Source organism: Actinophytocola algeriensis (assembly GCF_014203735.1).
GTDB classification, from domain to species: domain Bacteria; phylum Actinomycetota; class Actinomycetes; order Mycobacteriales; family Pseudonocardiaceae; genus Actinophytocola; species Actinophytocola algeriensis.
This window is the reverse complement of sequence record NZ_JACHJQ010000001.1, coordinates 406,343-419,532: the sequence shown is the minus strand read 5'-3', so window position 1 is coordinate 419,532 and position 13,190 is coordinate 406,343. Positions and strand designations below refer to the sequence as shown.

The 13,190-nt window shown below is 70.2% G+C and carries 15 protein-coding genes; 13 read left to right on the top strand and 2 right to left on the bottom strand.

The window, feature by feature from the left end; genetic code table 11:
• Window positions 1–143: 143 nt before the first annotated feature.
• Window positions 144–1,094, bottom strand: coding sequence for a methionyl-tRNA formyltransferase (locus FHR82_RS01990; RefSeq protein ID WP_184808475.1), 951 nt, complete (start codon window positions 1,092–1,094; stop codon window positions 144–146).
• A gap of 101 nt (window positions 1,095–1,195) precedes the next feature.
• Here FHR82_RS01990 and FHR82_RS01985 point away from each other — a divergent pair, with 101 nt between their 5' ends.
• The 7 genes from FHR82_RS01985 (at window position 1,196) to FHR82_RS01955 (ending at window position 7,838) form a co-directional block, all read left to right on the top strand.
• Complete coding sequence (locus FHR82_RS01985) at window positions 1,196–2,524, top strand: lysine N(6)-hydroxylase/L-ornithine N(5)-oxygenase family protein (protein WP_184808474.1); 1,329 nt, start codon at window positions 1,196–1,198, stop codon at window positions 2,522–2,524.
• Window positions 2,521–3,336, top strand: coding sequence for a siderophore-interacting protein (locus FHR82_RS01980; protein WP_221463260.1), 816 nt, complete (start codon window positions 2,521–2,523; stop codon window positions 3,334–3,336). The genes FHR82_RS01985 and FHR82_RS01980 overlap by 4 nt, the downstream gene beginning before the upstream one ends.
• Before the next feature lie 9 nt (window positions 3,337–3,345).
• Complete coding sequence (locus FHR82_RS01975) at window positions 3,346–4,167, top strand: enoyl-CoA hydratase/isomerase family protein (protein ID WP_311770824.1); 822 nt, start codon at window positions 3,346–3,348, stop codon at window positions 4,165–4,167.
• Window positions 4,168–4,616: 449 nt separating this feature from the next.
• Complete coding sequence (locus FHR82_RS01970; protein ID WP_184808473.1) at window positions 4,617–5,690, top strand: hypothetical protein; 1,074 nt, start codon at window positions 4,617–4,619, stop codon at window positions 5,688–5,690.
• 176 nt (window positions 5,691–5,866) lie between these two features.
• A complete protein-coding gene (locus FHR82_RS01965) occupies window positions 5,867–6,748 on the top strand; it encodes an ABC transporter ATP-binding protein (protein ID WP_184809251.1) in 882 nt (293 codons plus the stop codon).
• Window positions 6,745–7,584 (top strand): ABC transporter permease, encoded by an 840-nt coding sequence (locus FHR82_RS01960; protein ID WP_184808472.1) that lies wholly within the window; start codon window positions 6,745–6,747, stop codon window positions 7,582–7,584. Before FHR82_RS01965 ends, FHR82_RS01960 begins: the two co-directional genes overlap by 4 nt.
• Complete coding sequence (locus tag FHR82_RS01955) at window positions 7,581–7,838, top strand: helix-turn-helix transcriptional regulator (protein WP_184808471.1); 258 nt, start codon at window positions 7,581–7,583, stop codon at window positions 7,836–7,838. Before FHR82_RS01960 ends, FHR82_RS01955 begins: the two co-directional genes overlap by 4 nt.
• A gap of 99 nt (window positions 7,839–7,937) precedes the next feature.
• On the opposite strand, the gene FHR82_RS01950 is transcribed toward FHR82_RS01955, so the two are convergent.
• A complete protein-coding gene (locus tag FHR82_RS01950) occupies window positions 7,938–8,462 on the bottom strand; it encodes a hypothetical protein (RefSeq protein WP_184808470.1) in 525 nt (174 codons plus the stop codon).
• A 99-nt stretch (window positions 8,463–8,561) separates the two neighbouring features.
• Between FHR82_RS01950 and FHR82_RS01945 the strand changes: the two genes are divergently transcribed.
• The 6 genes from FHR82_RS01945 (at window position 8,562) to FHR82_RS01920 (ending at window position 13,186) form a co-directional block, all read left to right on the top strand.
• Window positions 8,562–9,092 carry a methylated-DNA--[protein]-cysteine S-methyltransferase gene (locus FHR82_RS01945; RefSeq protein ID WP_184808469.1) on the top strand — a complete coding sequence of 177 codons (531 nt, stop codon included), beginning with the start codon at window positions 8,562–8,564 and terminating at the stop codon, window positions 9,090–9,092.
• 14 nt (window positions 9,093–9,106) lie between these two features.
• The gene (locus FHR82_RS01940) at window positions 9,107–9,940 is read left to right on the top strand and encodes a PaaX family transcriptional regulator (protein WP_221463259.1); all 834 of its coding nucleotides are present in this window, start codon (window positions 9,107–9,109) and stop codon (window positions 9,938–9,940) included.
• A gap of 58 nt (window positions 9,941–9,998) precedes the next feature.
• Window positions 9,999–10,352: a YybH family protein gene (locus FHR82_RS01935; protein ID WP_184808467.1), complete on the top strand. Its 354-nt coding sequence runs from the start codon at window positions 9,999–10,001 to the stop codon at window positions 10,350–10,352.
• Between the two features lie 631 nt (window positions 10,353–10,983).
• Window positions 10,984–11,745: a hypothetical protein gene (locus FHR82_RS01930; protein WP_225943976.1), complete on the top strand. Its 762-nt coding sequence runs from the start codon at window positions 10,984–10,986 to the stop codon at window positions 11,743–11,745.
• Entirely contained in the window at window positions 11,742–12,149 is a 408-nt protein-coding gene (locus FHR82_RS01925) for an ABA4-like family protein (RefSeq protein ID WP_184808466.1), read from the top strand. The genes FHR82_RS01930 and FHR82_RS01925 overlap by 4 nt, the downstream gene beginning before the upstream one ends.
• Before the next feature lie 134 nt (window positions 12,150–12,283).
• The gene (locus FHR82_RS01920) at window positions 12,284–13,186 is read left to right on the top strand and encodes a GNAT family N-acetyltransferase (protein ID WP_184808465.1); all 903 of its coding nucleotides are present in this window, start codon (window positions 12,284–12,286) and stop codon (window positions 13,184–13,186) included.
• Window positions 13,187–13,190 lie beyond the last annotated feature (4 nt).

Here is a 13,190-nt window from a genome sequence, read left to right as displayed (position 1 = left end):
TGCTTTGTCGCCGTGAAAGGCGCTTTCGCGGCACTGGGCATGCCCTGAAAGGCGCTTTCGGGGCACTCAACGACCTGTACGCGCCTTTCGCGGCATCGGCGGTGTCCTAAACGCGCCTTTCACGGCATCGGTTGGTTCTGGTGCTAGGCCTGGGGGAACCCGCGCAGGTAGCCGCCCATGGCGCGGAAGTACTCCGTCGCCGCGAGTTCGGTGCCGTCGTCCAGGCGCAGGCGGCGCAGCAGCAGCCCGTGGTTGCGCCCGTAACGCGCGTCGGCGCCCGCGACGATCACCACGCCGTCGCCCTCCTTGATGAAGATCCGGCCCGGCGTGCCGCCGTACCGCCCGGCGGACACCGCCGCCGAGAGCACTCGCAGGCGCGTCGAGCCGTGGTAGGTGAACGCGTTCGGGTACGGGTCCGACTGCGCGCGCACGAACCGCTCCAGCTCCGCCGCCGACCACGTCCAGTCGATGCGGCTGTCCTCAATGGACCGCTTGTGGAAGAAGGACGCCTTCGACGGGTCCTGCTTCGCGAAATCCGTGTCGCCGCGGGCGATGCGGGCCAGGGCGTCCACCACGATCGGGCCGATCAGGTCGACCGTGCGGTGGAACAGGTCCGTCGCCGTGTCGGCCGGGCCGACCGGAACCGACCGCTGCAGCACGATGTCGCCCGCGTCGAGGTCCTCGTCCATCAGGTGCGCGGTCACGCCGACCTCGGACTCGCCGTTGATGAGGGCCCAGATCACCGGCGCGAAACCCGCGTACGCGGGCAGCAGCGAGTCGTGCACGTTCAACGTCCCCTTGGCCGGGAAGTTGAAGATGTGCGGCGGAATCCAGGTGCGCCAGTTGTTCGCGACGATGATGTCCGGCTCGGCTTCCTTCAGCGCGCGCACGACCTCCTCGTCCGGCCGGTTGCGCACCACGACCGGAACCCCGTGCGCCGCGGCGAGATCCGCCACCGAGTCGCTCCAGATGGACTCGTACGCGTGATCGCTCGCCGGGTGCGTCACCGCCAGCACCACCTCGTGCTCCGAGGAGAGCAACGCCTCCAGTGTGCGGTGTCCCCAGGTCTGGTACCCGAACAACGCCACGCGCATGACTACTCCCTGTTCTCAGTGATCTCCGTCAAGTGAAGCGAGGCTATCCTTACCCCATCGCGTTAGGTTAGCCTTACCTCTAAGTCGAGGAGAGGACGGTAATGCCAGAGGAACTCGCCGAGCAGCCGGACGTCTATGACGTGGTCGGCATCGGCTTCGGACCCGCCAACCTCGCTCTCGCGATCGCGGTCACCGAACACAACGCGCAGCAGGACACCCACCCCGTGCGGAGCCTGTTCCTCGAGCGGCAACCCCGCTTCGGCTGGCACCGCGGCATGCTCATCGACGACGCCACGATGCAGGTCTCGTTCCTCAAGGACCTCGTCACGCTGCGGAACCCCACCAGCGACTTCAGCTTCCTGTCCTACCTGCACAGCGCCGACCGGCTCGTCGACTTCATCAACCAGAAGTCCCTGTTCCCGCTGCGCGTCGAGTTCCACGACTACCTGGAGTGGGCGGCGACCCGGTTCACCGACGTGGTGCGCTACGGCCACGAGGTCGTCCAGGTCACGCCCGCCAACACCGCGGGCGCGGTCGAACTGCTCGACATCACCGCCCGCCGCGCCGACGGCACCACGACCACCTTCCGGGCCCGCAACCTCGTCTTCGGCGTTGGCCTCACCCCGCACCTGCCCGAGGGCGTAGTGCTGTCGGACCGCGTGTGGCACAACCGGGACCTGCTCGACCGCGTCGAGTCGCTGCGCAGGCCCACCGGCGACGCGCCACCCGTCCGCTTCGTCGTCGTCGGCGCGGGCCAGAGCGCGGCCGAGGTCACCAAGTACCTGCACGACAACTTCCCGCACGCCGAGGTCTGCGGCGTGTTCTCGCGCTACGGCTACAGCCCGTCGGACGACAGCCCGTTCGCCAACCGCGTGTTCGACCCCGAGGCCGTGGACCACTTCTACTCGGCACCGCCCGAGGTCAAGCAGTTGATCATGGACTACCACGCCAACACGAACTACTCGGTCGTCGACACCGACCTGATCGAGGAGCTGTACCGGCGGGTCTACCAGGAGAAGGTGCTCGGCACCGAGCGGCTGCGGCTGTTCAACGTGTCGCGCGTGGTGGAGTCGGTCGAGTCCGGCGACGGCGTGCGCACCACGGTCGAGTCGCTGACCACGCACGAGAAGACCGTGCTGGACTGCGACATCGTCGTGTACGCCACCGGCTACCGGCCGGGCGACCCACTCGGCCTGCTCGGCGACCTCTCGGCGCTCTGCCACCGCGACGAGGCGGGCAGGCCCGCCGTGGCCCGGGACTACCGCGTGCACACCGACGGCGAGCTGCGGGCCGGTCTGTACCTGCAGGGCAGCACCGAGCACTCGCACGGCATCTCGTCGTCGCTGCTGTCGACCACCGCGGTGCGGGCCGGCCAGATCCTCGACTCGATCGTCACGCAGGTCCCCGCGCAGCTGGTGAGCACGCGATGACGGTCACCGAAACGGCGGTCCAGCCGTACAGCATGTTCCGCGTCGAAGTGGTGCGGACCGAACGGATCAGCCCGGCGATGCTGCGGGTGACGTTCGCGGGCCCCGACCTGGCCCTGTGCACCACCGCGGGCAACGACCAGCGGATCAAACTGTTCTTCCCGCTGCCCGGCCAGAGCGAGCCGATCGTGCCGGAGGGCGAGGACTGGTTCCCCGAGTACCGCGCGCTGCCCGACGACATCCGGCCGCCGATGCGCACGTTCACGATCAGCGCGCTGCGTCCCGAGCGGCACGAGGTGGACGTGGACTTCGTGCTGCACGGCGACCTCGGCCCCGCGTCCCGCTGGGCGGGCAAGGCGCAGCCGGGTGACCGGCTCACGATCCTCGGGCCGGACGTGCGGCACTCGCCGATCCTCGGTTACGAGTACAAACCGGACGAGAGCACCGACTGGACGCTGCTGGCGGGGGACGAGACGGCGCTGCCCGCGATCGCCGCGATCCTGTCCGCCATGCCCGCCGACCGGCACGCGCTGGTGTTCCTGGAGGTGTGCTCCGCGCGGGAGATGCGGCCGCTGGACTGCCCGGCCGGTGCGCACGTGACGTGGCTGTGCCGCGGTGACGCACCCGCGGGCGGCGGGGTGCTGCGGGACGCGATCGCGCGCACGGCGTTCCCGGCCGGCCGCCCGTACGCGTGGCTGGCCGGCGAGTCGAGCGCGGTGGTGGAGCTGCGGCGGCACCTCGTGCGGGAGCGCGGGCTCGACAAGTCCGACGTGTACTTCTCGGGTTACTGGCTCCTCGGCGGTGCGATCGAGTAGGCATGTGGGGTGCACGACTACTCCACACAGTTCCCGACACTGCGGTTCGCCGACCTCGGCAGTGAGGTCGGCCCCGGGGTGCTCGAGGTGTCCATGTCCGCGCCCGGCAGGCTCAACGCGGTCGGCCACGAGGGCCATCGCGAGCTGGCCGAGGTCTGGCTCGCGATCGACCGCGACCCGGACGTCCGCGTCGCCATCATCCGCGGCGAGGGCGGCGTGTTCTCCTCTGGCGGCGACCTCGACCTGGTCAGCGACATGGCAAGCGACTTCGAGGTGCGGATCCGCGTGCTCCGCGAGGCCCGCGACCTCGTCTACAACGTGATCAACTGCTCGAAGCCGATCGTGTCCGCCATCGAGGGCCCCGCGGTGGGTGCTGGTCTGGTCGTCGGTCTGCTGGCGGACGTGTCGATCGCGGCCACCGACGCCCGGATCATGGACGGCCACACCCGCCTCGGCGTCGCGGCCGGTGACCACGCGGCGATCGTGTGGCCGCTGCTGTGCGGCATGGCGAAGGCCAAGTACCACCTGCTGACGTGCGACCCGGTGTCCGGCGAGGAGGCCGAGCGGATCGGGCTGGTCTCGCTGTGCGTGCCGCAGGAGGAACTGCACGACCGCGCCCGCAAGGTCGCTGCGCGCCTGGCACACGGCTCGCAGTCGGCGATCCGCTGGACCAAGTACGCGCTGAACAACTGGCTGCGGCAGGCGGGCCCGATCTTCGACACGTCGCTCGGCCTGGAGTTCATGGGCTTCGCGGGCCCGGACGTGCACGAGGGCGTCGCCGCGATCCGCGACAAGCGACGGGCGGAGTTCACCGGCCCGGCCTCGGAGTAACCGCGGCCCGCCAGTGCTGTGTCCACCGACGCCTGCCGGGTCCTGCGGCGGGTTCGGCCAAGCCGACGGTGATCGCCGTACCCGGGGTGGGGCTGGTATGCCGTGAAAGGCGCGTTCAGGACATCACCGGTGCTGTGAAAAGGCGCGTTGAGGGCGTTGAGTGCCCTGAAAGCGCCTTTCCCAGCATGGCCAACGCCGTAAAAGCGCCTTTCGCGGCATGACGGGATGTCGTGAGGGTGCGGGAGACGCCGGGGGCGCCGGGGGCGCAAGCCCCAGACCACCGAAAAGAGTCCCTGCCAAACCAACCCCGTTGCCAACCCGAGGCCATCCCGGAGACCTGCCCCTCCGGCGAGGAGCCGCCGGAGGCAAAGCCCGTCCGGCAAGGACCCACCCCGGCCAACGCAAGTGGACACAGCACTAACCTTCCCGCCGGGAAGAGGGGGCTTGCGATGGTCAGAGGTGAGGAACGGACCAGCTCGGGGGTACTGCTGATCCCGATCGGTCTGTGCGGTGTGCTGGGGCTGGTCGGGCTGGCGATGGCGGTCGGCGCTGTGGTCCCGGCGGTCGGCGACGCGATGGGCGTCGACAGCCGGGGCATCGGCGGCATGATCGGCTACCTGTTCGGCGCGCTGTTCTTCGGCAGCATCGGCGCGGGTGGTCTGTGGGTGTGGCGCCGCGCCGAGAAGCGCCGCGACACCCCGCGCACCCGCGCCGAGCTGGCGGTCACCGACGACATGGCACCGCTGCCCGCCGGCCCGGGCCTGGTCGCGCGGTGGTGCCTGGCCGCGCCGTTCCTGCTGCTCGCCACGCTGGTGCCACTCCTCGGCCAGGTGGCCATGTCGGCGTGGGCGAGCGTGTCGTTCGGCGAGACGTTCGCCGGCTTCGGCGCCCCGGACCCGACGTTCGGCGCCGAGTTCCGCGACGCCATCGGCCGCGTGGGCTACGCGGCGATCCTCCCGGGGTTGGTGCTGCTGGTGTTCCTGGTCCGCAGGACGATGTTCGCGATGTGGCCGAAGACGTGCCTGTGGCTCGCGGTGTTCGCGCTCGCGCCGGGTGTGCTGCTCGGTTCGGTCATGGGGTCCGGCGGGTCGTTCCTGCCGAACCTCGCACTCGGCGCCGGGCTCGTGTGGCTCAACTACCTGATGGGCAGGCTGGTCCTGTGGCGCCTGAGCCAGCCGATCGCGCTGGACCTGGTGCCGTCGGAGCTGGAGGTCCCGTACCAGGTGCCGGACTCGCCCGCCCGCCTCCGTGTCCAGCGCGACCGCCTGGTGCTGGACCGCCTCGGTGCCGGGAAAGGCAAGGTGCGCAAGGAGATCCTGTGGGCCGAGCTGTCCGAGGCCCGGCTCGAGCCCGTCGGCACCGCCACCACGTGGCAGGCCAGCACCGGGACCAGCATCGAGGTACCACCCGGCCACGCCGTACGCCTGCGCGGCGCGGACGAGAACTGGCTGCTGCCGATCGAGGAGCCCCTCGGCGAGGACCTCACCACCCTGATCACGCTGCGCGCCCAGTCCCGCCGCTGATCCAGATACTGAACAGATCGGATAACACCTACCTTCAGATGTAGTACTCCTGCTATCTTTCGGAGCAGAAGAACGACAGGAGGTGGACCGTGGCCGTGGTTGATCACGCGGAGACGCAGGCGAGGGGGACGAAGCCTGCGCCGGAGGGGAACGTGCTCGACGTCCGTGACTTGCGGATGCGGTACGGCACGAAGGACGTGCTGACTGGGGTGAACTTCACCGCTCATCCGGGTGAGGTGGTCGCGTTGCTGGGCCCGAACGGGGCCGGCAAGACGACGACCATCGAGATTCTCGAGGGGTTCCGGATGCGCTCGGCGGGGGACGTGAGCGTGCTGGGCGTCGACCCGGCGCACGGGGACGAGAACTGGCGGGCACGACTGGGGGTCGTGCTGCAGTCCTGGCGGGACCACGGCAAGTGGAAGGTCCGCGAGTTGCTGCAGCACCTGGGGCTCTACTACGCGCCGTACAGCACGGACCACATCACGCGGCCGTGGGACGCCGACGAGCTGGTCGCCGCGGTCGGGCTCACCGAGCACGCGGACAAGAAGATCTCGCGGCTCTCCGGCGGGCAGCGCCGCAGGCTGGATGTCGCGATCGGGATCGTCGGGCGACCGGAGCTGCTGTTCCTCGATGAGCCGACCGCCGGGTTCGACCCGGAGGCGCGCCGCGAGTTCCACGACCTCGTGCACCAGCTGGCCGACGCCGCGACGACGATCCTGCTGACCACGCACGACCTGGACGAGGCCGAGAAGCTGGCCGACCGGATCCTGATCCTCGCGGGCGGCACGATCATCGCCGACGGGTCCGCCGACGAGCTGGCCCGGCGGATGTCGACCGAGGCCGAGGTCAAGTGGACGGTCGACGGGCAGCGGTTCGTGCACTCGACGAGCGACGCGACCGAGTTCGTGCGGCAGCTGTTCGCACAGCACGACGACAAGCTCGCCGACCTGGAGGTGCGCCGCGCCAGCCTCGAGGACACCTACATGGCGATGGTGCAGCAGTTCGAGTCGGGCAGGCAGGAGGCCGCGGTGCGCGAGTTCGAGGTGGTGACCCGATGACTTCCACGACGGCGGCGGTGCGGGCAGGCCTCGCGCGGGGCCGCGCCGAGGTGCGGCAGACGCTGACCAACGGCCAGGACCTGTGGAACTACATCTTCCCGTCGATGGTCTTCCTGATCGTCATGTTCTTCATGCGCGACTCGACCGTGCCGGGCACGACGTTCTCGCTCGGCTCGCGCACGCTGCCGAGCGTGATCGGCATGGGCATCGCGTTCGGTGGGCTCGTCACGCTGATGATGCAGCTGGCCGTGGAACGCGAGGACGGCACGCTGTTGCGGGCCAAAGCGATCCCGAACGGCATGCTCGGCTACCTGATCGGCAAGATCGTGACGGTGTCCGGGATGACCGTGGTCGCCCAGTCGATTGTGCTGATCCCGAGCCTGTTCATGCTGGACGGCATCACGATCGACTGGTTCACCCTGATCTGGGTGATGGCGCTCGGGCTGGTCGCGACCCTACCGCTGGGTGCGGTCGCCGGCTCGATGTTCTCCAACACGCGCAACACCGGGATCATCATGCTGCCGGTCATGGGGCTGGTCGCGATCTCCGGCATCTTCTACCCGATCAGCGCGATGCCGGAGTGGGTGCAGGGCCTCGCGCAGGTGTTCCCGATCTACTGGCTGGGCCTGGGCATGCGCTCGGCGATGCTGCCGGACGGGCTGTCCGCGGTGGAGATCGGCGAGTCGTGGCGGCACCTGGAGATGCTGGGTGTGCTCGGCGCGTGGGCGGCGGCCGGGCTGATCGTGGCCCCTATGGTGTTGCGCAGGATGGCACGCCGCGAGTCCGGCTCGAGCGTCGCCGAGCGCCGGGAGAAGGCCATGCAGCGGGTGACATGACAGGCAAGAGCACGACCAACGAGACGATCTACAACCGGATCGCGATGCTCCGCGTCGAACGCGGGGTGTCGCGCCGGCAGCTGGCGGAGGCGCTCGGCGTCCACTACCAGACGATCGGTTACCTGGAGCGCGGCGAGTACAGCCCGTCGCTGTTCCTCGCGCTGCGGATCGCGGAGTACTTCGGGGTGGCGGTGGAGGTGGTGTTCTCCACCTCGCCGTTCCCCCGGCTCGGGCACTCGGAACAGTCGGCTTAGTGCTGTTGTCCACCAACGTTTGCCGGGTCCTCAGGCCACTCGGCGATGCCCTGAAAGACGCTTTAGGACACTGAACGCCCCGAAGCGTCTTTCGGGACCTCAGCTCGGCTGAGTGCCGTAGTCGTACGTCACCACGAGCCGCCGGTCACCCAGCGGCTCGGCCAGCTCGACCACGGCGTGGGGTCCGTCCAGACTGCCGTACGCCATACAGCCGAAGCCGCCGTCGGCGTCGAGGGTCGCGCCGGACGGCGGCGGGAAGGGCAGCGTCCGGATCTCGACGGCCACCCGGTCGGCGTGCTCGGCGAGCGGCCACACCTGTTCCCGCCAGCAGTCGTTGTCCTGCACCGGTATGTAGACGTGCCGGCCCGCGGTGCGCGCCTCGCCGGACAGGTTGCCGTCCACCTGCTCGGACGGCACCCGCGGATAAGGGTTGTCCGATACCGGTTCCGTACCGGACGGATCCGGTGCCGCCAGGCTCAACCGCGTGGTCGGCGCGGGGCCCGCCGCCCGGCCACCGCCGGACTCGTTCCCGTCGTCCGCGAACACGATGATCCCGCCGAGCACCGCACCGACGGCGACGACCGCGCAGGCGACCGCGATCGGAATGCCGATCTTGCTTGCCATGCGGGCATGGTGCCAGCAGCGCGGGCGGCCCGCCCCGGAATCGGCGAACACGCAGGGAGGGGGCAGCGAATCCCGGCGCGACGTGCGCATAATGGCCGGATGGCGGACAGCACTGGCACGGTCGCGTTCGGCAGTGTGCCGACAGAACTCGGTGACGTGTTGGCGGCGGTCACCACCGACGGCCTGGTGGCCACCGCCTTCTCGGACTCGCCGCACATCAGAGCCGCGATCTCCGCGCGGCTGGGGCTCGCGGAGGAACCGGCCCCCGAGCGGACGGACGGGATTCGCACCCAGCTGTCGAAGTACTTCTCCGGTGAGCTGCGGAACTTCGACATCGAGGTGGACTGGCGGCTGATGTCCGAAGCGCAGCGGCGGGTGCTCGGCACGCTGTACTCGACGGTGGGCTACGGCGAGGTCGTGACGTACGGGGAGCTGGCGACACGCAGCGGTTCCGGCATTCCGCCGCGCGGCATCGGGTCGATCATGGGGAGCAACCCGATCCCGATCGTCGTGCCGTGCCACCGGGTGGTCGCGGGTGACGGTCTCGGCGGGTTCAGCGGCGGCACCGGTGTCGAGTCGAAACGTCGCCTGCTGACGTTGGAGGGATATCTTCCACCGACACTGTTCTGATGTGGGGAGCATCCATGGCTGGTCCGGTGGTCAGCCGGCGCCGGGAGGTCAGCGGCGGCAGCGCACGCTCACTTCTGACGACGCTGCTCGGTGAGTACGTGCTGCCGTCGGCGGCGCCCGTGTGGACGTCGACGCTGGTGGACGTGCTCGCGTTGTTCGACGTCGAGGAGAAGGCGGCCCGCCAGGCACTGGCCCGCACGGCCGCGGAGGGCTGGCTGCGTTCCGACCGCGTCGGCAGACGGGTGCGCTGGACGCTGACCGAGCCTGGCAGGCGGTTGCTCGCGGAGGGCGCGTCCAGGATCTACGGCTTCGGCAGCGGCTCCCGCGAGTGGGACGGGCAGTGGCTGGTGGTCCTGGTCTCGGTGCCGGAGTCGATGCGCGACCTGCGGCACAAGCTGCGGACCAGGCTCAGCTGGGCGGGCTTCGGCACCCCGACGGCCGGGGTGTGGATCACCCCGCACCCGGCGGCGGAAGCGGACGCGAAGCTCATCCTCGACGAGCTGGACCTGTCGTCGCAGGCCATGTCGTTCCTGGCAGGCTACGGCGCGCTGGGGTCGGAACGGTCGATGGTGACGAGCGCGTGGGACCTCGCCGACGTCGGTGCCCGCTACCAGCGGTTCATCGACGAGTTCCGCGACCTGTCGCCCGCGACACCCGACGAGGTGCTGCGGGCGCAGGCCATGCTGGTGCACGAGTGGCGCCGGTTCCCGTTCCTGGACCCGCAACTGCCCGCGGCGCTGCTGCCTCCGAAGTGGACCGGAACGACGGCGACGGCTCTGTTCAACGACCTGCACGTGCGGTGGCGGGGGCCCGCGCAGGAACGCTGGTCGGAACTGGCGGCCGAGTAGCCGGGTGCCCTGTGGACGACCACCGGGAATTGTCGGTGCCCGGTGGCAAGGTGCGCGCATGGCAGTCACCCCGGGGGCCACGGACCCCAACGACCTTGGCAGGTACTTCGTGGAACGCGCGAACGCGGGCGATGTGGAGGGCTTGGTGGCCCTGTACGAGCGCAACGCGGTGCTGGCCTTCCCGGAGGGCACGATAGCGACGGGCCACGACGAAATCCGTGCTGTGTACCGGGATTTCGTGGCGTCCGCGCCCGCGCTGTCCCCTGGCCGCCAACGCCCACCGCTGGTGAGCGGCGACCTGGCCCTGACCGCGACAGATCTACCGAACGGCGCCGTCACGGTCGAAATCGCCCACCGCCAGCCCGACGGCTACTGGTTATGGGCCGTGGACCAGCCCACGTTCATCCCGTGACCGGGCGGCGGCGCCATGACCGCCGCCGCCCGGTCAGACGAGCTACGCGCCAGACGCGCGGCCCGAGCCGCCGGACGCGCCGCGTTCGAGGCACGCCGCCGCCACGGGCTGGCGGCCCGCCACGCGGCCAAGCTCGCACACCTGTCCGCGCCCGAGCACGGAAGGAGGACCCGGCCAAGGAGCCGACGACAACTGAACAAGCCCGGAGCTTGCCCCGGAACCGGACGCCGCGTGAGCGGCCGGGCTTGGGCGTACCCCGAGCCCGGCCACACGGCGATGGCTGGACCGCGCTTCGGCATCGCGTCGCCCTACTCGGGGTGGCGGGAACAGACGTGGCTGTTGGAGAGGCACCGGCCGCGGGAAGGGCGCTGGTCGCCGACGGCACGGCTCGCAGCACGGAGCGAAGCTGTGGGTAGTCTCAGTATCGATACTTAAACTATCCACATGACCCACCGACCGCTGCTCGGCTTCAGCGCGCTGATGCTCGTCACCACGCTCGTCTCCGCGACCGGCCTGCTTCTCGACGACCGGACCATGACCGGCGAGCCGATCTGGCTCAAGCCGTTCAAGTCCTGGTCGACGTCGCCGAAGGGGATGAAGCCGACGGTTGCGGCGTTTCTCGGTCTCCCTGATGGTGTACGCGCTGACCTGGTCCTGGCTGCTCTCCCTGCAGCGGAGACCCCGCCGTCTGATGTGGTGGGGCGGCACGCTGACCGCCGTGCTCCTGGGTGTCGAGATGATCGTGATCGTCGGGCAGGTCGTCCGGGGGCGCGCCAGTCACTTCAACGCCGCGACCAGCCTCGACACCGCCCTGTTCACGGTCATGGGCGTCGCGATCAGCGTGGTCTGGGTGCTCGGGATGGTCCAGGGCGTCGTGCTGCTCCGGGAGCGGGTTCCGGACCGGACCCTCACCTGGGCGCTGCGCTTCGGGATCGGGCTCGGGTCGGCGGGGATCGGGCTCGCGTTCCTCATGACCGGGGCCACCCCGGACCAGCTCGCGGCGCTCGACCACGGGCTGTCGCCGGACCGGGTCGGCGCGCACAGCGTCGGGGTGCCGGACGGCGGGCCCGGCATGCCGGTCACCGGCTGGAGCACCACCGGCGGTGACCTGCGCATCCCGCACTTCGTCGGCATCCACGCCCTCCAGGCACTCCCGTTGCTCGCGGTCCTGCTGGCCCGAACCGGCCTGAACCCCGGTGCCAGGACCCGCCTCGTCGTCGTCGGCGGCCTCGCCTACGCGGGGCTCACCGCGCTCGTCACCTGGCAGGCACTGCGGGGCCAGCCGCTCACCAGCCCGGACGGGTGGACCGCCGCCGCGTTCGGGGTGCTCGTCGCCTGCACCGCGGGTGGGGTGCGGGCCGCCCTCATCAAGAAGGAGATGGCTGTCGCATGAGCCTGCTCTTCGATCTCGCGTTCTATGCCGCCGCGCCGTTCTGGGCGCTCATGATCTTCGCGCCGACCTGGTCGTGGACCGCCAGGATCGTGGGCACGCCGTGGCTGGTGTCCCCGGTCCTCATCGTCTGGGCTGTCGCCGCGGCACCCGTCGTGGGGCCACTGTGGACGGTGGTGACGAGCCCCAGCCTCACCGGGTTCACCGGCCTGCTCGCCGATCCCGCCGCCGTCACCGCCGTCTGGGCGCAGATCATCGCGTGGGACCTGTTCGTCGGCCGCTGGATGTACCTCGACAGCCGCGCACGCCGCGTGCACCCGCTCCTCATGGGCCCGCTGCTCGTCCTCACCGTGCTGCTCTCCCCCATCGGCCTACCGCTCTACCTGGCAATCCGGAAAAGAACTTGACCCGCGTGGTTACCTGTAGCCACGCCCAACGGACGAAGGGAGGTGAGGGCCTTGATCGCAACGACGTTCACGTGCTCCCACCTCGCGTTCCGGGCGTCCGCGCGGGGGAGCACAGCTCACCCGTAAGGACACACATGTTGGAACTGCGCCCGCTCACCGCGGGTGAAGAGCACCTCTTCCTCTCCCTCGAAGACCCGGCACTCGTCGGCTTCCAGAGCGTCGGCCGCGACTACCGCGAGCTGGTGACGCTGCACCAGTACCGCCCCGAGTGGACGTGGGTCGCGCTGCGCGACGGCACCGTGGTCGCGCGGGCCGCCTGGTGGGGCGGGCCGGAGGACACCGCACCGGTCGCGCTGGACTGGCTCGACTTCGCCGACGGCGAGGACGACACGGCCGTCGACCTGCTGAAGGAAGCGGGTTTCGCCGTCGAGTACTGCCTGCTCGTGCCGCCGGGATGGCGGGACCATCCCGACGTCCGCGCGGCCGCCGAGGCACGCGTCGACGTGGCACAGCGGGCGGGCATGACACCGTTCGTCGAGCGGCTGCGCTACCGGTGGACCCCCGAGGACGGGCTGCCACCGCGGCCGGGACGGCTGGAGTTCCGGCCGGAGCCGGACGACGAGCGGATCCTCGACGTGCTCCGGCGCATCGTCGTCGGCTCGCTCGACGCGCACGAGAAACGCACCCGTGACCAGGACGGCGTCGACGCGGCCGCCCGTGACGAGCTGGCGTTCCTCAACTGGATGCCGTCGCCGAGGGAGTGGTGGCGGCTCGCGTACACACCGGACGGTGAGGTCGTCGGACTGACCGTGCCCGGCCGGAACTACTCGAACCCGGTCATCGGCATCATCGGTGTGGTGCCCGAGCAGCGCGGGCACGGCTACGCCTTCGACCTGCTCGTGGAGGCCACGCACATGCTGGTCGAGGAGGGCGTCGAGGAGATCGTCGCCGAGACCGACTCGACCAACACGCCGATGGCGGCCAACTTCGCCAAGGCCGGCTACCCCATCACCCAGGAAAGGGTCTACCTGAAGTGACCGA

Excerpts from the sequence above, each read along its gene's own strand:
- FHR82_RS01990 (WP_184808475.1), bottom strand. The coding sequence starts at position 1,094 with ATGCGCGTGGCGTTGTTCGGGTACCAGACCTGGGGACACCGCACACTG.
- FHR82_RS01985 (WP_184808474.1), top strand. The coding sequence starts at position 1,196 with ATGCCAGAGGAACTCGCCGAGCAGCCGGACGTCTATGACGTGGTCGGC.
- FHR82_RS01980 (WP_221463260.1), top strand. The coding sequence starts at position 2,521 with ATGACGGTCACCGAAACGGCGGTCCAGCCGTACAGCATGTTCCGCGTC.
- FHR82_RS01970 (WP_184808473.1), top strand. The coding sequence starts at position 4,617 with ATGGTCAGAGGTGAGGAACGGACCAGCTCGGGGGTACTGCTGATCCCG.
- FHR82_RS01965 (WP_184809251.1), top strand. The coding sequence starts at position 5,867 with ATGCGGTACGGCACGAAGGACGTGCTGACTGGGGTGAACTTCACCGCT.
- FHR82_RS01960 (WP_184808472.1), top strand. The coding sequence starts at position 6,745 with ATGACTTCCACGACGGCGGCGGTGCGGGCAGGCCTCGCGCGGGGCCGC.
- FHR82_RS01955 (WP_184808471.1), top strand. The coding sequence starts at position 7,581 with ATGACAGGCAAGAGCACGACCAACGAGACGATCTACAACCGGATCGCG.
- FHR82_RS01950 (WP_184808470.1), bottom strand. The coding sequence starts at position 8,462 with ATGGCAAGCAAGATCGGCATTCCGATCGCGGTCGCCTGCGCGGTCGTC.
- FHR82_RS01945 (WP_184808469.1), top strand. The coding sequence starts at position 8,562 with ATGGCGGACAGCACTGGCACGGTCGCGTTCGGCAGTGTGCCGACAGAA.
- FHR82_RS01940 (WP_221463259.1), top strand. The coding sequence starts at position 9,107 with ATGGCTGGTCCGGTGGTCAGCCGGCGCCGGGAGGTCAGCGGCGGCAGC.
- FHR82_RS01935 (WP_184808467.1), top strand. The coding sequence starts at position 9,999 with ATGGCAGTCACCCCGGGGGCCACGGACCCCAACGACCTTGGCAGGTAC.
- FHR82_RS01930 (WP_225943976.1), top strand. The coding sequence starts at position 10,984 with ATGGTGTACGCGCTGACCTGGTCCTGGCTGCTCTCCCTGCAGCGGAGA.
- FHR82_RS01925 (WP_184808466.1), top strand. The coding sequence starts at position 11,742 with ATGAGCCTGCTCTTCGATCTCGCGTTCTATGCCGCCGCGCCGTTCTGG.
- FHR82_RS01920 (WP_184808465.1), top strand. The coding sequence starts at position 12,284 with ATGTTGGAACTGCGCCCGCTCACCGCGGGTGAAGAGCACCTCTTCCTC.